At 66.4% G+C, this 21,589-nt stretch carries 19 protein-coding genes and 4 pseudogenes; 7 read left to right on the top strand and 16 right to left on the bottom strand.

Going from position 1 to position 21,589, the window contains the following annotated elements; genetic code table 11:
* Window positions 1-9: 9 nt before the first annotated feature.
* From SHTP_RS02875 to csoR, 4 genes and pseudogenes are all read right to left on the bottom strand, one after another.
* A complete protein-coding gene (locus tag SHTP_RS02875; RefSeq protein WP_015357278.1) occupies window positions 10-585 on the bottom strand; it encodes a DUF5134 domain-containing protein in 576 nt (191 codons plus the stop codon).
* 36 nt (window positions 586-621) lie between these two features.
* Window positions 622-2,956 (bottom strand): annotated as a pseudogene (locus SHTP_RS02880) (heavy metal translocating P-type ATPase).
* A gap of 55 nt (window positions 2,957-3,011) precedes the next feature.
* A complete protein-coding gene (locus SHTP_RS02885; protein WP_096369709.1) occupies window positions 3,012-3,320 on the bottom strand; it encodes a DUF1490 family protein in 309 nt (102 codons plus the stop codon).
* A gap of 101 nt (window positions 3,321-3,421) precedes the next feature.
* Window positions 3,422-3,775 (bottom strand): copper-sensing transcriptional repressor CsoR, encoded by a 354-nt coding sequence (csoR, locus tag SHTP_RS02890; RefSeq protein WP_096369710.1) that lies wholly within the window; start codon window positions 3,773-3,775, stop codon window positions 3,422-3,424.
* 134 nt (window positions 3,776-3,909) lie between these two features.
* Here csoR and SHTP_RS02895 point away from each other — a divergent pair, with 134 nt between their 5' ends.
* Window positions 3,910-4,800, top strand: coding sequence for an aminodeoxychorismate lyase (locus tag SHTP_RS02895; protein ID WP_096369711.1), 891 nt, complete (start codon window positions 3,910-3,912; stop codon window positions 4,798-4,800).
* Between the two features lie 259 nt (window positions 4,801-5,059).
* On the opposite strand, the gene SHTP_RS28355 is transcribed toward SHTP_RS02895, so the two are convergent.
* From SHTP_RS28355 to lmeA, 9 genes and pseudogenes are all read right to left on the bottom strand, one after another.
* Window positions 5,060-5,800, bottom strand: a complete 741-nt coding sequence (locus tag SHTP_RS28355; protein WP_231991267.1) for a RyR domain-containing protein — start codon at window positions 5,798-5,800, stop codon at window positions 5,060-5,062.
* Window positions 5,801-5,860: 60 nt separating this feature from the next.
* The gene (locus SHTP_RS28360) at window positions 5,861-6,172 is read right to left on the bottom strand and encodes a hypothetical protein (protein WP_231991695.1); all 312 of its coding nucleotides are present in this window, start codon (window positions 6,170-6,172) and stop codon (window positions 5,861-5,863) included.
* Window positions 6,160-7,425 (bottom strand): hypothetical protein, encoded by a 1,266-nt coding sequence (locus SHTP_RS28365; RefSeq protein ID WP_231991269.1) that lies wholly within the window; start codon window positions 7,423-7,425, stop codon window positions 6,160-6,162. Before SHTP_RS28365 ends, SHTP_RS28360 begins: the two co-directional genes overlap by 13 nt.
* A 126-nt stretch (window positions 7,426-7,551) precedes the next feature.
* Window positions 7,552-8,187, bottom strand: a pseudogene (locus SHTP_RS02905) (heme-binding beta-barrel domain-containing protein); the annotation flags it as partial.
* A 186-nt stretch (window positions 8,188-8,373) separates the two neighbouring features.
* Complete coding sequence (locus SHTP_RS02915; protein ID WP_096369713.1) at window positions 8,374-8,676, bottom strand: DUF1416 domain-containing protein; 303 nt, start codon at window positions 8,674-8,676, stop codon at window positions 8,374-8,376.
* Between the two features lies 1 nt (window position 8,677).
* On the bottom strand, window positions 8,678-9,520 hold the full coding sequence (locus SHTP_RS02920; protein ID WP_096369714.1) for a sulfurtransferase: 843 nt from the start codon (window positions 9,518-9,520) through the stop codon (window positions 8,678-8,680).
* A gap of 37 nt (window positions 9,521-9,557) precedes the next feature.
* The gene (locus tag SHTP_RS02925) at window positions 9,558-10,028 is read right to left on the bottom strand and encodes a DUF4395 domain-containing protein (RefSeq protein WP_015357271.1); all 471 of its coding nucleotides are present in this window, start codon (window positions 10,026-10,028) and stop codon (window positions 9,558-9,560) included.
* Window positions 10,029-10,166: 138 nt separating this feature from the next.
* Window positions 10,167-10,331 carry an Ms5788A family Cys-rich leader peptide gene (locus SHTP_RS30255; RefSeq protein WP_369688737.1) on the bottom strand — a complete coding sequence of 55 codons (165 nt, stop codon included), beginning with the start codon at window positions 10,329-10,331 and terminating at the stop codon, window positions 10,167-10,169.
* Window positions 10,328-11,140, bottom strand: a complete 813-nt coding sequence (lmeA, locus tag SHTP_RS02930) for a mannan chain length control protein LmeA (RefSeq protein WP_011738769.1) — start codon at window positions 11,138-11,140, stop codon at window positions 10,328-10,330. Before lmeA ends, SHTP_RS30255 begins: the two co-directional genes overlap by 4 nt.
* 403 nt (window positions 11,141-11,543) lie before the next feature.
* Here lmeA and SHTP_RS02935 point away from each other — a divergent pair, with 403 nt between their 5' ends.
* The 6 genes and pseudogenes from SHTP_RS02935 to pstB all read left to right on the top strand — a co-directional run bounded on the left by SHTP_RS02935 (window position 11,544) and on the right by pstB (window position 17,303).
* The gene (locus SHTP_RS02935; RefSeq protein WP_085981878.1) at window positions 11,544-12,311 is read left to right on the top strand and encodes a winged helix-turn-helix transcriptional regulator; all 768 of its coding nucleotides are present in this window, start codon (window positions 11,544-11,546) and stop codon (window positions 12,309-12,311) included.
* Window positions 12,308-13,270 (top strand): mycothiol synthase, encoded by a 963-nt coding sequence (gene mshD, locus SHTP_RS02940; RefSeq protein WP_096369715.1) that lies wholly within the window; start codon window positions 12,308-12,310, stop codon window positions 13,268-13,270. The genes SHTP_RS02935 and mshD overlap by 4 nt, the downstream gene beginning before the upstream one ends.
* A 136-nt stretch (window positions 13,271-13,406) precedes the next feature.
* Window positions 13,407-14,513 carry a phosphate ABC transporter substrate-binding protein PstS gene (gene pstS, locus SHTP_RS02945; protein ID WP_096369716.1) on the top strand — a complete coding sequence of 369 codons (1,107 nt, stop codon included), beginning with the start codon at window positions 13,407-13,409 and terminating at the stop codon, window positions 14,511-14,513.
* Between the two features lie 56 nt (window positions 14,514-14,569).
* Window positions 14,570-15,602, top strand: a pseudogene (pstC, locus tag SHTP_RS02950) (phosphate ABC transporter permease subunit PstC).
* Entirely contained in the window at window positions 15,599-16,507 is a 909-nt protein-coding gene (gene pstA, locus SHTP_RS02955) for a phosphate ABC transporter permease PstA (protein WP_096369717.1), read from the top strand. The pseudogene pstC and the gene pstA overlap by 4 nt, the downstream one beginning before the upstream one ends.
* Window positions 16,508-16,526: 19 nt before the next feature.
* Entirely contained in the window at window positions 16,527-17,303 is a 777-nt protein-coding gene (gene pstB, locus SHTP_RS02960) for a phosphate ABC transporter ATP-binding protein PstB (protein ID WP_011738774.1), read from the top strand.
* 34 nt (window positions 17,304-17,337) lie between these two features.
* Here pstB and phoU read toward each other — a convergent pair whose 3' ends face one another.
* The 3 genes and pseudogenes from phoU to dusB all read right to left on the bottom strand — a co-directional run bounded on the left by phoU (window position 17,338) and on the right by dusB (window position 21,587).
* Window positions 17,338-18,006 carry a phosphate signaling complex protein PhoU gene (gene phoU / locus SHTP_RS02965; protein ID WP_096369718.1) on the bottom strand — a complete coding sequence of 223 codons (669 nt, stop codon included), beginning with the start codon at window positions 18,004-18,006 and terminating at the stop codon, window positions 17,338-17,340.
* Between the two features lie 57 nt (window positions 18,007-18,063).
* Window positions 18,064-20,187 (bottom strand): annotated as a pseudogene (locus SHTP_RS02970) (LCP family protein).
* A 266-nt stretch (window positions 20,188-20,453) separates the two neighbouring features.
* Complete coding sequence (gene dusB, locus SHTP_RS02975) at window positions 20,454-21,587, bottom strand: tRNA dihydrouridine synthase DusB (protein ID WP_096369719.1); 1,134 nt, start codon at window positions 21,585-21,587, stop codon at window positions 20,454-20,456.
* Between the last annotated feature and the right edge of the window lie 2 nt (window positions 21,588-21,589).

The following is a 21,589-nucleotide window of genomic DNA, read 5'->3' on the forward strand; positions in this document are numbered from 1 at the left end:
CGGAGCGGCCTAGATCGGAAAAAGCATGGCCAAGAACAAGACAGCCATCCCGCCGGCCATCATCGCCTGAACCGAGTCGCCCAGCCAGCTGTACCGTGGCGCGCATTGCCGCCGGTCGAACAGGCGCCGCAATATCCAGAACGCCCCCGCGCCCGCGAAGCCGACGGTGCCCAGCCAATTGGCCGCGCTGAACCAGAGCGGTGCCCCGCTGGTAGCCGGCATGTTCATCGCGGTCATGGCTGTGCCCGGCATTGACATGACGGCATACATCCAGGCTGTCGCCAGCATCATGATCGCGTGATAGCCATACCGCACCCGTACCGCAGTCGTTGGGGCTGCGCGCAGTGCCATCACCGCGAACCACACGGTTGCCAGCAGGAAAAACGCGACAGGCCCCGTGGTCGGCAGCCGGGTGGCCCAGGGCCAGGCCATGGTTGCCATCGCAACGGCCATCGCGAAGTGCAGCCCATGACCGACGACCAGCGTCCACGGCCGGCGCACGGTGATGATCGGCAGGCCGCATTCGGCCGCGGACAGCGCGAACAACACGGTCACCACCCAACGCAGGGGCAGGTCGTGAATCATGCGTTGATTCGGGATCGGTGGGGATGCAAGTCGCGGTCACACGTCGCGGCCGAAGCGGCGCAACCGCAGCGAATTAGTCACCACGCTGACCGAGGACAACCCCATTGCGGCGCCGGCCACGACGGGATTCAGTACGCCGAGTGCGGCAAGTGGGATCGCGGCGGTGTTGTAGCCGAAAGCCCAGCCCAGGTTCTGGTAGATCGTGCGCAGTGTGCGCCGCGACAGCTCAATCGCTGAAACGACACCGTCGAGGCGCCCCAACATCAGGGTGATGTCGGAGGCTTCAATGGCCACATCGGTGCCGGTGCCGATGGCAATGCCCAGGTCTGCCTGCACCAGGGCGGGGGCGTCGTTGACGCCGTCACCGACCATCGCGACAATGCGGCCCTCGTCCTGCAGTCGCCGAACCTCGTTGACTTTGTCCGCCGGCAACACCTCGGCGAGCATCCGGTCAATGCCCACCTGAGCCGCGATCGCGGCGGCCGTGCGGGCGTTGTCGCCGGTGATCAGCGCGACCTGCAGGCCCATGGCGTGCAGCTGGCTGACCACGTCGGCGGCGTCGTCCTTGACCGTGTCGGCCACCGCGAGCACACCCACAACCTGGCCATCCTGGCCGACATACACCGCGGTGCGGCCGCGCTCTTCCAGGTCCGCGGCCGCCGCGGCCAGCTGCTCGGGCAGCCGCAGGTGTTGCTCGTCGACCAGCTTGTGCCGCCCGACCAGCACGGACTTACCGCCAACCTCGCCTCGGACCCCATGCCCGGCCAGGTTGGTGAACTCGGTGGCGGGCGGAACCTCCAACTCCCGCTCACGTGCGCCGGCGACGATCGCGGCCCCGATGGGGTGTTCGGAACCCGACTCCACCGCGGCGGCGATGCGCAACACCGCATCCGGTTGGCGCCGCTTTCCGGCGATGACATCGGTGAGCTCCATCTGGGCCCGGGTGAGGGTGCCGGTCTTGTCGAACACGACGGTGTCGATCTTCTTCGAAGCCTCCAGGACCTCGCCGCCTTTGACCAGGATCCCCATGTCCGCACCCCGGCCGGTGCCGACAATGATCGCCGTGGGCGTGGCCAGGCCCAGTGCGCACGGACAGGCGATGATCAGCACCGAGACGGCCGCGGTCATGCCGGCCACCGGGTTGGCGGCGAGCAGCGTCCACCCGGCAAAGGTTGCGGCGGCAATGCCGACGACCACCGGCACGAACACCGCCGAGACCCGATCGGCCAACCGCTGCACGGGGGCCTTGCCGCCTTGCGCCTCCTCGACCAAGCGCACAATCTGCGCGAGCGCGGTATCGGCGCCGACAGCGGTGGCGCGCACGGTCAGCAGCCCATCGGTGTTGACGGTGGTGCCGGCAACCCGGTCGCCGACTCCCTTTTCGACCGGAACGGATTCGCCGGTCAGCATCGACTCGTCGACGGCTGCCCGCCCGTCGATCACCTCTCCGTCGACCGGGATCTTCTCCCCGGGCCGGACCCGCACCAGGTCTCCGACTTGCACCCGGTCAACCGGCACGAGGTGTTCCTCGCCGTCCACGATCAGCCGGGCCTCTTTTGGCGCCCATCTCGAGCAGCTTGCTGATCGCCTCCCGGGTCTTGCCGTGGGCGGTGGCCTCGAAATAGCGGCCCAACACGACGAACGCGATGATCAGCGCCGCGGTGTCAAAGAACAGCGGGCCACCGGCGAACAGCTGATAGGTGGAGTAGATGAACGCGGTCAGCGTGCCCAACGAAATCAGTGTGTTCATGTTCGCCGAGCGGGCCCGCGCTTGCTGCACCGCCCCCACCAGGAACGGCCACCCGGCGATGAATTGCACGGGTATGGTCGCGGCGAACGCCAGCCATCCCGCCCACGGGTATGCGCCGAAGAACATCGTCAAGCCAGAGGCCAGCAGACCCAACGGCCACGCCAACAAGGCCCGCCGCGACCAGAAGCGAATTCCGCTCCGGGCCTGCTCGCTCGGCGACAGCTGAGTCGCGGTGTCCTGCTCCGGCGAGTAGCCGATGCGATCCAACGCCGCGCGCAGTCGCGCGATCTCCGGCGGGGGGTCGTCGTCGTTGTCGTCGGTGCGCATGCCCAGCAGCGCTCGTGCCAGCCCGCCGATGACCCTGCCCACGACGCCGCCGTCGGCGATGCCGGCCGCACGGGCGGCGGGCGCGGGCGCCGATGCGTCACCCGCGTGCTCGGCCTCGGCGATCGCCGACACGATGGCGGCGGTGTCGCAGTGGGCGGGTGAATACCAGATCACCACCGATGCCGTTCGCGGATAGGCGCGCACCGCACGCACACCGCCGACCCTGCCCACCGACTCCTCGATCGCGGCAGCCCGGGTGGCGTCGATCGCAAACCCATTGGCATGCACCCGCATCCGTCCGGCCGCCGCGGACACCACGGTGACCGTGGCATCGGCGGCGCAGGCCAGCTCAGTGGCAAGCATTGTTGGCCTTGGTGACGATGCTCGGCGGCGTGTCCTTGGCCGGTGGTGGCGCAACTTCGGCGCCCACCCGCTCGACCGCTTCGGCCAGCACATCGGCAGCCGCCAGGCGAACCCGCTCGGTTGCCTGTTTGGTCCTGCGTTCGGTGGTACGCGCGGTCCGCAGGCCCCAGGCCGTCGCCGTCACCGTTGCCGACCGCCACGGAGCTTTCGCCAGCGCTTCGTAGGTCGTGACACCCACCACGCCGGTCACCACCGAGGGCACCGCCTTCGTCCACAGTCCATGCCACAGCGTCATCTCGCGCTCCCTTCACGTCTTGCCTCGTCACAAGTTGCGGACAGGCGCCGGGCCTGGCCGCCACAGCTAGGTGCGAACCGCGGCGATCCCTTCGCGGATCGTCATGCCGGGCTCTGTGCCGGTTGGTCGCCAGGGGGTTCGCAGACCACGGCGCCGCCCAGCTGCGCCTGTGGGCCAGTCAGGGCGGGCGTGAACTTCACCGCGTCGATCAGTTCGTCAATGGCCGCCTGGCCGCGCCCATCAAGCACCGCCGCGGAAAAGCAGGTCTCCAGGTGGTTGTGCAGCATCACCCGATTTGCCCGCTCCAGCGAGGACTGAACCGCGGAGAGCTGCTTCATGACGTCCACGCAGTAGGCATCGGATTCCAGCATCCGAATGATCCCGTCGAGGTGCCCTCGAGCCGTCTTCAGCCGGTTCAGCGCCGCACGTTTCTGGTCGGTCAGCTCGTGGCTCATGGCCGGTACCAGTTCCGCACGATTCCAGCGTATTCCACCCCACCCGGGGTGGGGTAGACGCGATTGGCGGGCCGTCCGCTGGCGTCAGGCACTGCCGCGAGTACGCCCGCCGCGGGCCACTAGGCTGCTGGGACATGACAGGGCAGACCGGTGTTGTCGTCACGCTTGATGGGGAGATTCCCGAGCCCGGGACCCCGTTACTGCACGCCGATGATCTTGCGGCGGTCCGGGGCGACGGCGTGTTCGAGACCCTGCTGGTGCGCGACGGTGCGCCGTGTCTGGTCGAGCCGCATCTACAACGCCTGACCACCTCGGCTCGATTGATGGATCTGCCCGCACCCGATCTCGCGCGCTGGCGGCACGCGATCGACGTGGCGGCCCGGCGCTGGGTGGCATCCACCGGTGCCGAGGGATCGCTGCGCCTGATCTACAGCCGCGGCCGGGAGAGCGGTTCGGCGCCCACCGCGTACGTGATGGTCAACCCCGTACCCGAGCGCGTTGCGGCGGTCCGGCGCGCCGGCGTCGCCGCGATCACGCTGGACCGCGGACTGCCGGCCGTCGGCGCCGACGCGATGCCTTGGCTGCTGGCCGGGGCGAAGACGCTGTCCTACGCGGTCAACATGGCTGCGCTGCGTCATGCGGCCAACCAGGGCGCCGGAGACGTCATCTTCGTCAGTTCGGACGGTTACGTCCTGGAGGGGCCGCGCTCGACGGTGGTCATCGCCACCGACTGCGACGGCGGGGCCGGCGCAAATCCGTGCCTGCTCACACCTCCGCCGTGGTACCCGATCCTGCGCGGCACCACGCAACAGGCGCTGTTTGAAATCGCCCGCGCCAAGGGCTACGACTGCGACTATCGGGCACTACGCGTCAACGATCTCGCTGACGCACACGGAATTTGGTTGGTGTCGAGCATGACCCTGGCCGCCCGCGTGCACACCCTCAACGGTCGGCGGTTGCCCCGTTCCCCGATCTCCGAGGCATTCTCCGAACTGGTTGACGCCGCCGTCGTCAGCGACCGCTGAACCCAGAAAATCTGTTGTGGGCACGCCGATGCGGGGGTACGGTCGGCCGTACACAGGGAAGGAGGTGGTCCGCGAATTGAGTACTTCATGGACATGTGAGGTGGCTACGCGCTAGCTGCATTGGCTCGGAAGAGCTGGCGTTACGCGCGCTGGCGAATCCCCGTAGCCACCCGGCCCCCGAGCTTTCGGTCTGTCCAACCGGAACTTCGCTCGGGGGCCGCTCCATTTCCGCAGAAACCCAACCCCTCGAGTTGCCGAGCTATCCGCGCTCGCCGGCCCGCGCCGCCGGATCGAACTCGCGGTACCGACGTGCGAACTCGTCGCCGGGAACCGGCCACTGTTCGCCGTCGCCGTCGCGCACCACCCAGTCGCCGTCGGCCGCGGTAGCCGGACCTTCCGGGGTGCTGATCGCCTCCCCGGCGTGCGCCGGGCGGGCTTGCACCGGCCCCTTGCGACGCCACTGTCCGTCGCCATTTTGTTCGTAGCTGGCCCGGAAAACATCGTCTCGCACCGACCACGTCTTCCCATCCGCCGCAACGGCCCAGTCGCCGGGGTCGGCGTGCCTGGTGCGCCCCGAATCCGACGTCCATGCCCAGGGCGCGTTTCGTTGTTGCGCGCTGACGGTTCCGACCCGGATAATCGGTCGCCACAGCGTACGCGACCGGTAGCCGAGCCGGCGCAGGCTCCACAGGGTGTCCGCCAAGCTGCCCAACGCGGCGTTGAGCAGATCCCGATCGCCTTCGACGACCGCCCAGTCGACGAGCCTGTCGTGGAGCTTGCGGGCGTCGTCGCGGGTGGGGCCGTAGCTCCAGCCGTTGCGGCGGTAGTAACGACACCAGTCTTCGTGCTCTGCCCGCGCCATGCTCAGCGCCGCATGGCGGTCAAAGCCCATCAGCGAAAGCTGTTCCAGTGGCGGTGATTCGGCCATCTCTTGGCTGGACAGTGGTTTGGCCGGGTTGCCCCAGGTGTTCCAGGTATGTCCGGCGATCTGTTTGACCATCCACAACGCGTTGCGTAGCCGGCGCCGGGTGGACCCACGATAGAACTCGTTGAGCTCGGCTCACGGCATCGTGGCGGGTGAGCGCGATTTCGTCGGGCCGATCCCCGCGACCTTGCGTTCATGGATCAGCCGTGCCGCCCGGTCCCAAACGTCTTGGATCCTTCCCTCCCGGGTGTCGAGCACCAGGGAGTAAGACTGCAGCAATCCGACCACCTGGATCGAGTCGTCGGTGATGTTGGTGCCGAGGTCCGAGGCGTACACGGGCATCTCGGGAAAGCGGGCGGCCAGCCTGGTCCCGCGGGTCGCGGCGTCGGGACCGGCCAGAATCACCCCGCAGTTGGTGGGGTCGGCGTCGGAGATCAACCGCCACATGGTCGGCACCGTCGGCGCCTCCGAAACCGCAGTGACTGCCGGTCCGGTCGATGACCCGAATCCGGCTTGCTGACGGTAAAACTCGTGATCGCGCACGTAATCTTCGGCGTCCGTCTCGACCAGGGTAAGCGCTGGCAGCGGGGCGCGCCGGGTGCAGTGTAGAAGTCACGCTCCAGGGCGCGGCGGGTCAGCTCGGCGCACAGCGCCAGGGTCAACTGTGAAGAGCCGCAGACGAATCCGCGCGTGATCCGGCCGGTCGCCATGACCCCGTCGAGCAGCCGGCTGGCCGTCACCTCGTACTTGCCGACCACATCGGCCGCCCAACGGGTGTCGGATCCGCCGAATTGCTTGGCGCGCCAGGATTCGGCCAGCCACGGGTCATCGATACGCACGATGAGCGGCAACCGTTGCTTGTTGCCAAGCTGGGCGACTCGGCGACCGATCACATCGAGCCAGAGCAGGTTGGTCGACGGGTCGGGCGACATCAGACAAAGCCGCCCCAGGTGGCGCCACAGGCGCAACGAAGCCAGCGAGGACGGCGCGTTGAAGTCCACCAGAACGACGCGGGCGCCCTGCCGGCGAGCCCGTTGCACGTGTTCGTTGTCGGCGTTGGTGATCAGCACCAGGGTGCCGTGACGGTCCAGCGCCCGCGCCACACCGCTGAGCATGGGTTGGGTGTCGTCGTCGCCCCCCACGATCACGGTGACCGAATCGGCGAGGTTGGCCCGCAACCGGTCCACCCGGGAACGGAAGATGCCGACCACCACACCGCCCAGGCCGGTAAAGATCGCCGAGAGTGCGGCGAACCGGGCCAATTCGAGTGCGACCGGGGTGGGATTGGGGCAGGTGCGTCCGCTCAGCGAGGTATCACCGACACCGCCTTTGACCAATTGGGCGGTCCACATCAGCGGGGTGAAGACGGCCGGATGGTTGTCGTCGTGGCAGCTCCAATACGCGCTGAGTCCCAGCACGGCGCTTGCCGAAACGAGCAGCGCGATGACGGTGAACGACACCCCCACCAGCCGGTGGCTGGCACTGGACCGGAAGGTCAGCACGCTGACCGCGCCCAGCACACCCACCACGATTGCGATGGTCGCCATCGATCCCGGCCGGCCGAACCAGCTCACCGGACTCGGCAGCTGGTCCAGGATGGCGGGCTGTAACGCGACGGCGGCCAGATAGCCGATCAGGAGCAGACCGACCAGCGAGAGGACCCAACGTGCCAGCGGCGCGGCTTTCCTGCTGCGCAACATCGGCCGGCTCCCTTCGCGGCTGAGCGGCTGCTTGAAACGTGGAACAAGTACACGCAGAACCGTCGGCGAAAGGCAATAAGAAACTAGAGGTGGGGGTTGGTTTTGCCGGGCCGGCGCCGGGCGCTACTAGCCGGCGTAGCGCGACAGGCGGGCCGAAAGGTGCGGCACCAAGCCGCCGTCGGCGTCCACTCGTTCCTCGACATAGGCGAGGTCGCCGCCTTCGATGATGCCGTAGAGCCGCTTGGCGCCGCCGACCAGCACTCCGGACCGGCTTCGGGCGAGCGCGTCGGTGACCAGCTCCCAAGATGACTGGGTGAGCGGGCGGCCGTAGAACAGTTCCACGTAACCGGCCGAATGCGCCAACAGCAGCTCGATGGCCTGCGATTCGCTCGGATCGTCCTCGGGGTCGCTGACGAAGCGCCAGAAGCCGGTCTCACGCAGGCCCGGCTCCTCGTACTGCCCGTCCTGGTCGAGGCGCCATGACCGGGCTTCCCAATTCAGATAGTCGCCACCATCGTGGGAAACCACGATCTGCTGGCCGAACCGGTAGTCGCCGTGGGGTCCGCGACCCTCGCCCTCACCACGCCACACTCCGACCAGCGGCAGCAGCGCCAGCAGCGCGTCGTGCAGGTTGGCGCCGTGGCGCAGGTTTGCGGTGTCGGCGGGTAGCGGTAGGTCGTCGAACGTGGGGATATTGCGGGCGGCGGTCAACTTGGCGCGTTCCGCCGCAGCGGCGACGGCGCGATCACCGAGCCCGCTACTGCATCCGGTCCGTCCTGGCTCGCGTCAGACGTCACGACTCGTCAGTGATAAGCCGATACAGTGCATAAAGCGCGAACCAGGAGATGACCACGGTCGCAAGGACCAGCAAGATCTCGTAGAACAGCACCACGCCGATGATTCTATTCGGCCATGCGGGTCGGCGAGTGTAGGAGGGTCCGGGGACCCTCAGGCGATCTTGACATCCACCTCGTGGATGCCCGCCCCCGACGGTCTGACCACGGCGTCACCGTTTCCGGCCTTGGACAGTGCGCGCACGGTCCACGATCCCGGCGCGGCGAAAAACCGGAAGTCGCCGGTCGCCGATGCCACGACCTCGGCGGTGAACTCGTCGGAGGAGTCCAGCAGCCGCACGAACGCGCCGCCGATGGTCTGCCCGTCGCGGTCCACGACGCGACCGGTGATCACCGTTTCCTTTTCCAGGTCGACGCTGGCGGGCAACGTCAGTCCATGCTTGGGCGCAGTGCACATATCAATTTCCCAACTCGATCGGGGCGCCCACCAGGGAGCCGTATTCCGTCCAACTGCCGTCGTAGTTCTTTACGTTCTTGTGCCCGAGCAGTTCGTGTAAGACGAACCAGGTGTGTGAGGACCGTTCCCCGATGCGGCAGTACGCAATGGTTTCCTTGGCGCCGTCGAGACCGGCATCGGCGTAGAGCTTGGCCAGCTGCTCATCGGTTCTGAAGGTGCCGTCCTCGTTGACGGTCCTGCTCCAGGGCACGTTGATGGCGCCGGGAACGTGGCCGGGCCGCTGACTCTGCTCCTGGGGCAGGTGCGCGGGCGCGAGAATCTTGCCGGAGAATTCGTCGGGGGATCGCACGTCCACCAGGTTCTTGACGTGGATGGCCGCGATCACCTCGTCGCGGAACGCCCGGATCGAATTGTCCGGTGCCACCGCGGTGTAGGAGGTTGCCGGCCGGCTCACGGCGGCGGTGGACAAGGGGCGCCCATCGAGCTCCCACTTCTTGCGGCCGCCGTCGAGGAGCTTGACGTTCTGGTGTCCGTACAGCTTGAAGTACCAGTAGGCGTACGCGGCGAACCAGTTGTTGTTGCCGCCGTAGAGGACCACGGTGTCGTCGTTGGAGATGCCGCGGTCGGAGAGCAGTTTGGAGAACTGCTGGGCGTCGACGAAGTGGCGCTTGATCGGATCCTGCAGATCGGTGCGCCAGTCCAGCTTGATGGCACCGGCGATGTGGCCGTCATCGTATGCGCTGGCGTCCTCGTCGACTTCGACGAAGACAACGTTGGCGGCCCCGGAGTTTCCAAGATTGCTCTTAGCCCAGTCGGCGGAGACCAGGACGTCGGTGCGTGCCATGATGTCGGTCCTTTCAGGTTCTTCAGGTGAACAGCAGTTAGGCGGGGTGGGGATCGCGTCGCAGGCGTGCGGCCAGCGGGTAGAGCTCACAGCCCAAACAGATGCCGAAGGCCGCATTCAGGAAGGCAGCCACCAGTGCCAGCGCGGTCGCGACCGCGCCGACCAGGAACGGGCCGAGGGCAAAGCCGGCGACGCCGCAGACCGCGAACACCAGCCCGACGAGCTGGGCGAACTTCAGCGGGGGGACCGGCTCACGCTCCCGAACCGCCGCGATGCGAGGTGCCACGAATGCCGAAAACAGCACTCCATATGGGTGCCGGCGCGGTCCGGCGAAGGCACCGACGGCGAACGCGGTGGCCTGCAGGCCCAACACGACCGCGGCGGCGGCGGGGTTGAGGGCCGAGATGATCAGGACCACCAGCAGAACCGCGGTGGTGACCCATGCGGCGAACCGGGGTCCTCGAACGTCTACCAGCTCGACTGCGGTGCGGGTGTTGGTGCTGGACACGGACTGCTCCTAGAAATGGCTGTTGCGCGGCGATGCAGGGCACTTCGGGCGATATAGCGATATAGGGCGAAGTGGGGAGATAGGCCACGGTCAGATTCCGCGGCTGCCCCGAGTGAACTGCGTAGACGACGCAGCTACTCAGCAGCTACAGCAACAGCAACAACCCGCGATGCGGCACAGATCTACTGCGCGACGCTTGGTGAGCAGAGGCTCAAGGCGGGCTGACACGCCGGTCAGCTTACCCAATAACCCAACGACATCGTGATCGAGCCACCAGAGCGGCGCGCACGCCGCCGCGGTCACGACTGCTTGAACCCCTCGAGGGAAATCGTCACGTCGTTGGTGATGCCTTCGATGATGATGTCCGAACCCCGGGCCCCTACCGTGTTGGGGGCCACGGCGAACGGCAGCTTCTGGTTCGGCAGCCGGCTGCTGAAGGCGCGCAGCACCGCACCGAGTTTGTCGTCCGGAACGGTTTGGTCGGCGGTATCGGGGCCGGTGACGACGCGGGTTGGGGTGATGACCAGGGTCGACTGGTCCTCGGGGGCGATGGACACGTCCACCGAGACGCTGACCCGTTGATCAAAGTCGGCCGATGTCGGCGTTCCGCTGAGCACCAACCCGTGACCGTCCGATATCCCTGACTCGGTCGTGCCTCCGGTGGCGTCGTTGCTCTCCTGCGGGGGCGCCTGCACCATCAGATCGCTGATGCCGAGGTGGCGGCCCAGGTGCATCGAGTCGATGATGATGCGGCTTTCCAGCTTGTGCACCGTCATCCGCGAATTCGGCTCGATCAGCCAGGAAGCCTGGGAGAGGTCGATCGAATGCATGGTGGCTTCGAGCGTGGCCACGCCGACCACGGCGTGCTCGACGGCAATGGCCTTGATCTCCAGCTCGAAGTACCGATGCCTCATCGCTTGCGGAATGAACGGGAAGCCGAGGATGGCGACAAACGGGTCCGACCCCAGGTGCGCAGCCTTGCGTACGCTGGTCGACAGCCGGTATTCCGCGTAGATGCTGGCCCCGAAGTCGATGCCGACGGCACCGAGGATGACGATGCCCAGGACGATCGCGGTTGCAGTGAGTCCGACCAGCACCTTGCGCATCCGCATATTGTGGCCTACCGGCCGGATTGATCCGATCGGATCGTCGTGCTGGGCCGCGCCCCGGTCATGAACTGTCAGCTTGGTCACAGTTACCGGGACGGACCTGGGTGGGTCGGCCCAGGATGCGGCCGCCGGTCAGTCGAACCGCCAGGGCGCTAGCACGACCGCTAGCTGGCGGTTGTCGCTGCACGGCGGGCAAAGAGCGTGCCCTGGGCAGATCCTGGGCGGCGCAGCCCCGGGCGGCCGGCGCGACGCGCCGCGGGGCCCTCCGGCCACCCGTTTCTGCCTTGCGCAACGCCTTATCGTCGGGCCAAAGACCAGGTGGCAAGTTATCGTTAGATGTGCTGGGCGCTAACGTCACATGTCGCGATGAATCTGGGAGATGCCTTTCCCACGACGCTGGAGGGGCTTGTTGGAGTTATTACTACTAACCTCGGAGCTGTATCCCGACCCTGTGTTGCCGTCACTGTCGTTGCTTCCTCACAATGTACGGACGGCCCCAGCGGAGGCTTCTTCGCTACTGGAAGCGGGCAACGCGGATGCGGTGCTTGTTGACGCTCGCAACGATCTATCGGCGGCTCGTGGTCTTTGTCGTCTATTGAGCACGGCCGGCAGGTCGGTGCCGGTGTTGGCGGTGGTGAACGAGGGCGGCCTGGTGGCGGTTAGCGCCGACTGGGGTTTGGACGAGATCCTGCTGCCCAGCACCGGACCCGCTGAGATCGACGCCCGACTGCGTCTGGTGGTCGGCCGCCGCGGAGGTCAGGCCGATCAGGAGAGCGTCGGCAAGGTCAGCCTGGGCGAGCTGGTCATCGACGAAGGCACCTACACCGCCCGGCTGCGCGGCCGGCCCCTCGACCTCACCTATAAGGAGTTCGAACTACTGAAATACCTCGCGCAACATGCCGGTCGCGTGTTCACCCGCGCGCAGCTGCTACACGAGGTATGGGGGTACGACTTCTTCGGTGGCACCCGCACCGTCGATGTGCACGTGCGGCGCTTGCGGGCCAAACTCGGCCCCGAGCACGAGGCGTTGATCGGCACGGTACGTAACGTGGGTTACAAAGCGGTTCGACCGGCGCGCGGACGGTCAGTGGCCGTCGATGCCGACGACGAAGAGGCCGAGTCGGATCACGACGGTTACGAAGAGCCACTGGTTGACCCGTTACGCAGTCCGTGACGGCGGGGCAATGGCGCTCGCATCTGACCGACGATCAACAGCGGCAGGTGCGTGATCTCGTCACGGTGGCAACACAAGTCGACGGGGTGGCTCCCGTGGGCGAGCAGGTGCTGCGGGAATTGGCCCAGCAGCGCACCGAGCACCTGTTGGTCGAGGATCAATCACCAGGGAAATCCGCCATCGGCTATCTGAATCTCAGTCCCGCCCATGGGGCCGATGCCGCGATGGCCGAGCTGGTGGTGCATCCGCAGGCGCGGCGGCGCGGGATCGCGACCGGAATGGTGCGTGCGGCCCTGGCGAAGACGGGCGGACGAAACCAGTTCTGGGCGCACGGCACCCTGGCACCCGCTCGGGCCACGGCGTCCGCGCTGGGGCTGACCCCGGTCCGCGAACTGGTACAGATGCGGCGGTCGCTGCGCCAGCTTCCCGAACCGGTGATCCCGAACGGACTGCAGATCCGCACGTATGCCGGAACGGAAGACGACGCCGAGTTATTGCGGGTCAACAACGCCGCCTTCGCCTATCACCCCGAACAGGGCGGATGGACCGAAGCAGACTTGGCCGAGCGCCGAGGTGAGCCATGGTTCGATCCCGCTGGCCTGTTTCTGGCCTTGGAAGGCTCCGAAGGCGCCGAGGACTCCCCAAGCGGCCAGCCCAGGCTGCTCGGCTTTCACTGGACCAAGATTCACCTCGATGATCCCGGCCTCGGCGAGGTCTATGTCCTGGGTGTCGATCCAGCCGCGCAGGGGCGCGGGCTGGGCCGCACGTTGACGATGATCGGTCTTCGCTCGTTGGCTCAGCGGTTGGGGGATCGCGATCTCGGCCACGAATCCACGGTCATGCTCTACGTGGAGTCGGACAATATCGCCGCCGTGCGGACCTATCAGTGGTTGGGCTTTTCCACCCATAGCGTCGACACGGCCTACGCCCTGGCGGCACCGGACGCGGCGTTGGCCTAGCGTCGGTGGTCGGCCCGGTTGCGTGTGCGCCGAAGGGCATACTGGCCGGGTGGGTCGGCAATCCGTCTGGGAGACGGCGAGCGCCGCCGGAAACCGTCGAGAACGCGTGCAGGAAGCGAGATTTGTGAGACTCGGCATGGTGGGCAGAGCCTTGGCGACGGTGATGGCCGCAACGACGTTTTGCGCCGGGGTGTTGACCGCGTGCGGTGGCGATGACCGCCGGGGCTCGTCGGCGAACTCCGGAGCGGTTTCGCGACGGGTGGAGTGCGGCGGCAGGAATACCTTGACCGCCGAGGGGTCCACCGCTCAGGAGGACGTCATGGCGCTGTTCAACCAGGTGTGGGGCGAGCTTTGTCAGGGTAAGAGCGTGTCCTACAAGGCCACCGGGTCCGGTGCCGGCCGCGAACAGTTCATCGCGGGGCGTGTCGATTTCGCGGGATCGGACTCACCGCTGGTCGCCGACCAGATTGGGCCGGCCGCCGACCGTTGCGGCGGCAATCCGGCCTGGGACCTGCCACTGGTTTTCGGTCCCATCGCGTTGGTGTACAACTTGCCTGGCGTCAAGACGTTGATCGTGGATGCCGATGCACTGGCCAAGATCTTCAGCGGTCTGATTCGGACCTGGGATGATCCGATCCTGCTTGGGCTCAACCCCGGTGTGGCGCTGCCCAACGCCCCGATCGCACCCGTCTATCGACAGGAATCGTCGGGGACCACCGACAACTTCCAGAAATATCTGACCGCCGCGGCGCCGCAGAGCTGGACCAACGGGGTCGGCGGGGAGTTTCGCGGTGGTGTCGGCCAGGGCGCACGCGGCTCGGCGGGGGTGATCACCGCGGTGCAGTCCACCCCGAACTCGATCGGATATGTCGAGAAGGGTTTCGCCGACAGCGCCGGCCTGCCGTTCGCGCAAATCAACAACGGCATCAGCGTCGTACCGCTGACCAACGAAACGGCCCGCAGTGCCGTCGATGCGGTGACGTTTGCCTCCAGCGGCAATGACCTGGTGCTGGAGCTGAATTCGATCTACGGGCTGCGCGACCCGGGCGCCTACCCGATCATGCTGGCCAGCTACGAGATCGTGTGCTCGAACGGATATGACGCGGAAACCGGGGCCGCGGTGAAGGCGTTCCTCGCGACCGCCGTCAACAGCGGTCAGAGCGGCCTTGCCTCGGCCGGTTACGTTCCGGTGCCCGATAATGTCAAACAGCGCCTAGTGACCGCGATCAACGCTCTGCAATGACCGCCTGAGGATCAGCGCTCGGTAGGCACAAGGGTGATGGCATCGATGGGACCGCAGTGATAGCACCTGACCCGGCCGACGTGGGTGCGGGGAAGGTCATCGCGGCACCCCTGCCGGAATCGCCGGTCATCTCCATCAATCCGTGGGGCAACGGCAAACCGGGTTTGGCGGACCGGATATTTCGTTGGCTGGCTCAGGGCGCCGGAGTCCTGGTCGTCGCCCTGATCATCGCGATCGGCGTATTCCTGGCGTGGCGCGCGATTCCCGCACTGGCCCGCAACAAAGAAAACTTCTTGACCTACGGCGGGAATTGGGTGACCTCCGATACGTCGGCGATGCACTTCGGAATCCTCGACCTGCTCGAGGTCACGGTCTTCATCTCGCTGTTTGCGCTGATGTTGGCGATGCCGGTCGCGCTGGGCGTGGCGATCTTCCTGACTCAGTACGCGCCGCGGCGGGTCGCCGGCCCGTTGGCCTACCTGGTGGATCTGCTGGCCGCGGTGCCGTCGATCGTCTATGGCGTATGGGGTCTATACGTGCTGGCGCCGCAACTGCAACCGGCCGCTGCCTGGCTCAATCGCACCCTGGGCTGGTGTTTCCTGTTCGCCAGCGGTGATGGCCCGGTCGACGAGGGCGGCACCGTCTTCACCGGGGGGGATCGTGTTGGCGGTGATGATCTTGCCGATGATCACCGCCGTCACCCGGGAAGTCTTCGCTCAAACTCCCCAGGACCAGATCGAGGCCGCGCTGACGCTCGGCGCCACCCGGTGGGAGGCGGTCAAGACCACCGTGCTGCCGTTCGGGCGCTCGGGATACGTCAGCGGCGCGATCCTGGGTCTGGGCCGGGCCTTGGGTGAGACGGTCGCGCTGCTGATCATCCTGCGCGGCACCGAGCAGGCGTTCGGATGGTCGTTGTTCGACGGTGGCTCCACCTTCGCCACCAAGATTGCCGGCGCGGCCTCGGATCTCGACGACCGGTATCAGGCCGGGGCCTACCTGGCCGCGGGACTGATGCTTTTTCTACTCACCCTCGTGGTCAACGCCATCGCCCGCACCGCGCTCATCGGTACCAGAAGGGTGCACCGATGACCTCGATGTTGGACCGGCCGGTCAAGGCGCGCACGTTCTCGGGACTGGCGCGCCGCCGTCGGCTGGTGAACACCCTGGCGACCGTGCTGGTGACACTGTCGATGCTGGTGGCACTGACGCCGTTGATCTGGGTACTGGGTTCGGTGATCGCCAAAGGCTTCAAGGCGGTGACTTCCAGCGCGTGGTGGACTCATTCGCAGGCGGGGATGACGGCATTCGTGGCCGGGGGCGGCGCCTATCACGCGATCGTCGGCACCGTGCTGCAGGGCTTGGTGTGTGCGGCGCTGTCCATTCCGATCGGCATTATGGTGGCGATCTACCTGGTCGAATACGACGGTGGCGGGCTGATGGGCAGGCTGGTGTCCTTCACCGTCGACATCCTGACGGGCGTGCCGTCGATCGTGGCCGCGCTGTTCCTCTACGCATTGCGGGTCGGGGTGTTGGGTTTTCCCCGTTCCGAGTTCGCGGTGTCCTTGGCGCTGGTCTTGTTGATGCTTCCGGTGATCGTGCGGGCGACCGAGGAGATGCTGCGTATCGTTCCGGTGGATCTGCGCGAGGCCGGCTATGCGCTGGGGCTACCGAAGTGGAAGACCATCGTCCGCATCGTCATTCCCACCGGGTTGTCCGGCATCATCACCGGGATCCTGTTGGCATTGGCCAGGGTGATGGGTGAGACGGCGCCGTTGCTGATCCTGGTCGGATATGCACGGACGATGAACTTTGACATCTTCAGCGGGTACATGGGCTCGTTGCCCGGCATGATGTATGACCAGACCACGATGGGTGCCGGAATGAACCCGGTACCCACGGACCGGTTGTGGGGCGCCGCGCTGACGCTGATCTTGGTGATTGCCATCATCAATATCGGGGCCAGGGTGCTCACAAGAATCCTCGTCGCCAAGTAGTCAAGGGCAGGAGCGCTAAGTGGCCAAGAGGCTAGACCTCAAGGACGTCAACATCTACTACGGGTCGTTTCACGCCGTCGCTGAGGTGTCGCTGTCGATTCTTCCCCGCAGTGTGACGGCGTTCATCGGCCCCTCCGGCTGCGGCAAGACGACGGTGTTGCGCACGCTGAACCGGATGCACGAGGTCATCCCGGGTGCCCGCGTCGAGGGCTCGGTGCTGCTTGACGACGAAAACATCTACGGTCCCGGTATCGACCCGGTGGGGGTGCGACGGGCGATCGGGATGGTCTTTCAGCGCCCCAACCCCTTTCCCGCGATGTCGATTCGCGACAACGTGGTTGCCGGCCTCAAGCTGCAGGGCGTGCGCAATCGAAAGGTGCTCGACGAAACGGCCGAGTATTCCCTGCGTGGGGCCAACTTGTGGGATGAGGTCAAAGACAGGATGGACAGGCCCGGCGGCGGGCTGTCCGGTGGGCAGCAGCAGCGGTTGTGTATCGCGCGGGCCATCGCGGTACAACCCGACGTGTTGCTGATGGACGAGCCGTGTTCGGCGCTGGATCCCATCTCCACGATGGCGATCGAGGATCTGATCAGCGAATTGAAACAGGAATACACCATCGTGATCGTCACCCACAACATGCAACAGGCCGCCCGGGTGAGCGATCAGACAGCGTTTTTCAACCTGGAAGCCGTGGGCAAACCGGGCCGCCTGATCGAAATCGACGACACCGAAAAGATCTTCTCGAACCCGCGGGAGAAGTCCACCGAGGACTACATCTCGGGCCGTTTCGGCTGACCCGGGTGGCCCCGGCCGCCACGGCCGATCGCGGTCAGCGCGAGTGGGTTGGCGATTCGTCTTCGGGGAATCTCCCGGTGGCCTGAAAGATCACCCGCCGCGCCACTTCCACGGCGTGGTCGGCGAAACGTTCGTAGAAGCGGCCCAGCAGCGTCACGTCGACGGCGGCCGCCACGCCGTACTTCCATTCTCGGTCCATCAGCACGGTGAACAGATGCCGGTGCAGATCGTCCATCGCGTCGTCTTCTTCGCGGATCCGGGCCGCCTTCTCCGGGTCGCGGGACAACACCACTTCTTGCGCACTGCTCCCCAATTCGACTGCGACCCTGCCCATTTCGGCGAAGTAGCCGTTGACCTCTTCGGGTAGCGCGTGTTGGGGATGGCGCCGGCGGGCGATCTTGGCCACGTGCAGGGCCAGGGCCCCCATCCGGTCGATGTCGGCCACCATCTGGATTGCGCTCATGATCGCCCGGAGGTCACCGGCAACCGGTGCCTGCAAAGCCAGCAGCACGAAGGCGCTCTCCTCGGCCCTTGCGCTCAGCGTCGCGATCTTCTCGTGGTCAGAGATCACCTGTTCGGCCAGCAGCAGATCGGCTTGTAACAGGGCCTGAGTCGCCCGCTCCATCGCGATGCCTGCCAGCCCACACATCTCACCGAGCCGCTCGGATAACTCCGAGAGCTGCTCATGGTAGGCCGTCCGCATGTGCTAAGCCTACGTTCTCGACCGCCTAAACGCCGCGAAGCGCCGCCCGAAGGGCGCCTACTCGCAGGTGGTGTCGGCGGCGTTGGTCACCGTTAGGTCTTCCGGCAGCTTAATCGGTGGGCTGGTGGAATTGCGGCTGATCTGCACGCTGACCGACGAGCCGCTCGGCGGGGGAGCGGTCACCGCCTTGAAGTCGGCGCCGAGCACCACCTGCACCACCTCGCCGATCCCGGTGACCCGCTCAACCTTGCTGTTGCCGAACGCGGCGGCTACCGTCGCGGCGGCTTGCTCGTTGCCGGGGGCAAAAAGCACCGTCGTGGTCTGCAACGAATTCGGGTAGTCGTCGGGTGCCATCACGTTGAAGCCGTTGCGCTTGAGCTGGCTGGCGGCGGTGGCGGCCAGACCCGTGGTCCCGGTTCCGTTGGAGACCTGCACGGTGACTTCTTGCGGCGAGGTGGTTGTCACCTGTTGGTGCTGAACCTCGTCGGCAGGACTTGCCGGCGGCGCTGTGGGGGCCGTGGTCGGTGCCGTCGTGGTCGGCCGGTTTCCCAACGTCTGGGCGTTGTGATCGTTTTCCAGCGGCAGCGGCTCATCGTCGATGATGGCGCTGAACAGCGCCTTCATGTCGGCCGTTCGCGGGGGCTCGTCGCCATTCTCATCGGTGATACCGGTGGGCACGGTGACGAACGTGATGTGTCCGGCCGCCATGCCCTGCAGCGACTGACCCAGCTCAACCAGATCCTTGGTCTTGACGTTGTCGACGTAGCTGTCGCCGATGAACATGTCGACCACGTTGTTGAGCTTGTTGAGGTTGAACAGGGTGTCTTCGGAAATCAGCGAACGCAGCAGCGACGACAAGAACAGCTGCTGACGTTTGATGCGGCCGTAGTCGCCGTTGCTCTCGGTGGTCACCTGGCGGGCTCGCACATAGTTCAGGGCGGTCGTCCCGCCGATCACCTGGCGTCCAGCGTGTTCGAGCACCGTGCCGATTTCGTAGTCGCGCAGCGGCGTGGTGCTGCACACCTCGACACCACCGAGCGCTTGGACCATCTTGGCGAAGCCGACGAAGTCGATGGCGATGAACCGGTTGATGCTCAACCCGGAGAGTTTTTGGATCACCTTCACCAGACACTTGGGCCTGCCGAAGGAGAACGACGAGTTCAGTTTGGTCCCGGTGTAGACCATCCGGGGACCCATCTATCCCGTCGTCTCGTCATAGATCGGCCCGTACTTGCCGGTGTCGGGGTTCCAGGCCTCGCACTTGACGGGGGTGATCGCCAGGTCGCGGGGGAACGAGACCGCCACTACTCGTTTGCGGTTCGCCGGGATGTTGACCAGCATCACGGTGTCCGACCGCGCCCCGCCGGCGTCCTCGGTGTCACCGGCGCCGACATTCGAATTGGCGCCGGCACGGGTGTCCATGCCGACGATCAGGAAATTCTCGTCGCCGTATTGCCCGCTGGGGTTGACGATGTCGCCCGAGTGCGGGTCGAGCGCGCTCACCGTGTTGAGCCGGTTGTTTTTCGACGAACTCCATTCCTACGCCCCGCCGGTGAGCACCAGCGCCAGCACGGCGAACAGCGCCGCCAGCGACCGCCCGGCCAGCAGTATCGGGCGCCGGCGTGGCTTCGGCTCGTCCTTGCGGGGCGGGGGAGTCTTTGCGGTCGACCTGCGACGCAACCGCGGCCGCCGGGCCCGCGCCGGTGCGGCCGGCTGCTCGCCGGGCGATTCGGGGTCGGACTCGTCGTGCGGATAGTTGGCAGAACCGAGGTCGGGGAGTTCGGAGAGCAGTTGCAGCGAGTAGGCCGGGATGGCGATGACCTCGGTGTCCAGCTGCTCGTCAGCCGGCTCGTGGACCTGGTCGGCGATATCGGGGGCGGCATCCGCGGGGACTGGGTCGGGCCCGGATTCCGGTGCGCTGTGGTGGTGGGCCGGATGGGCGGGAACGGGGGCCCCGAGTTTGGCGATCAACTCGGCGACGCTGACACCGCCGTCGATGTGAGAGCCGACCTTCGGGGTGCGCTCGACGTCGTCGTGGGCTTGGCGCGGGTTCGCGCCACCGCGGGTGTCGACCGCCGCGGCGGCCTGCGCCACGTCGGCGGATCGTGTACTCGACCATCGAACGAGGTCGTCATCGACAGGTGCGGCCGAGAACCGCTCCCACGGCGCGGCGCCTCGCATTTCCTGTCGGTTTGGGGTAATCAATTCATCACCGCGGTGGGTGCCGGACGCGCGCCGATGGCCAGGAGTGGCGTCCCTCTTGCCATCACCCATGTCCTACCGGCCTCCGAAAATCTGATGAAGACATCAGCGTTGTCCGTGCGCATACCACAGCGCAGCGCCAAGGTGATGGCGCCGCGCAATGCAATAAAGCCCACATCGTACTGACATATCGGCGCACACGCGATTTCGAGAGCGTCTCAGTTCGACTGCCGAAGTCGATGGGGCTAGCCGCCGGAGTGCATGACGTCCGCGCCGTCGGGCACCCGGCAGTCATCGGGGTCATCCAGCCAATCCTCGGGAAGGGCGACTCGGGAGGGTGAACCCTGCCGGCCCCTGGGGCCGTTGGCGGCTTCGGGGAAAGCGACACCGGGGTCCAACCGCGTCAGCAGAGAGTCGAGTTCGTCTAGGGTCTTGACCAGCGCCAATGCTCGGCGCAGGTCGGATCCGGCCGGAAATCCGTGCAGGTACCAGGCGACATGCTTGCGGATGTCGCGCATGCCCTTGTCCTCGCCGAAGTGCGCGGCCAGTAGTTCGCCGTGCCGGCGGATGATGTCGGTCACCTCGCCCAGGGTGGGGGGCGTGGGTCCCGGGTTACCGGTGAAAGCCGCCGACAATTCGGCGAACAGCCACGGCCGGCCCAGGCAGCCGCGGCCGATGACAACGCCGTCGCAACAGGTGGCGGCGATCATCGCCAGCGCATCGCTGGCGTCGTAGATGTCTCCGTTGCCGAGCACCGGGACCGTCCGCACGTGCTGCTTGAGCAGCGCGATCTGCTCCCAATCGGCCGTGCCCGAGTAGCGCTGTGCCGCGGTCCGGGCGTGCAGTGCGACCGCGGCGGCGCCCTCGGCCTCGGCGATGCGGCCGGCATCGAGGTGCGTGTGGTGCGCGTCGTCGATGCCGATGCGGAACTTGACCGTCACCGGTATGTCGGTGCCCTCGACCCCGCGCACCGCGGCGGCGACGATCTGGCCGAACAACCGTCGCTTGAACGGCAGGGCGGCCCCACCGCCACGCTTGGTCACCTTGGGGACCGGGCAGCCGAAGTTCATGTCGATGTGATCGGCCAAGCCTTCCTCGGCGATCATGCGGGCCGCAGCGTAGGTGGTGTCGGGGTCGACGGTGTAGAGCTGCAGCGACCGCGGCGATTCGTCCGGGGCGAACGTGGTCATGTGCATGGTGACCGGATGGCGCTCGACCAGAGCGCGCGCGGTCACCATCTCACAGACATACAGTCCACTGACCGTGCCGACCTTGGCCTGCTCTAGTTCACGACACAGCGTGCGAAATGCGACATTGGTCACACCAGCCATCGGCGCCAATACAACCGGGCTGGCCAGCTCGATCGGGCCGATGCGCAATG

Origin of the sequence: Mycobacterium ulcerans subsp. shinshuense (assembly GCF_002355775.1) — a bacterium.
In the GTDB taxonomy this organism is placed as follows: Bacteria; Actinomycetota; Actinomycetes; order Mycobacteriales; family Mycobacteriaceae; genus Mycobacterium; species Mycobacterium marinum.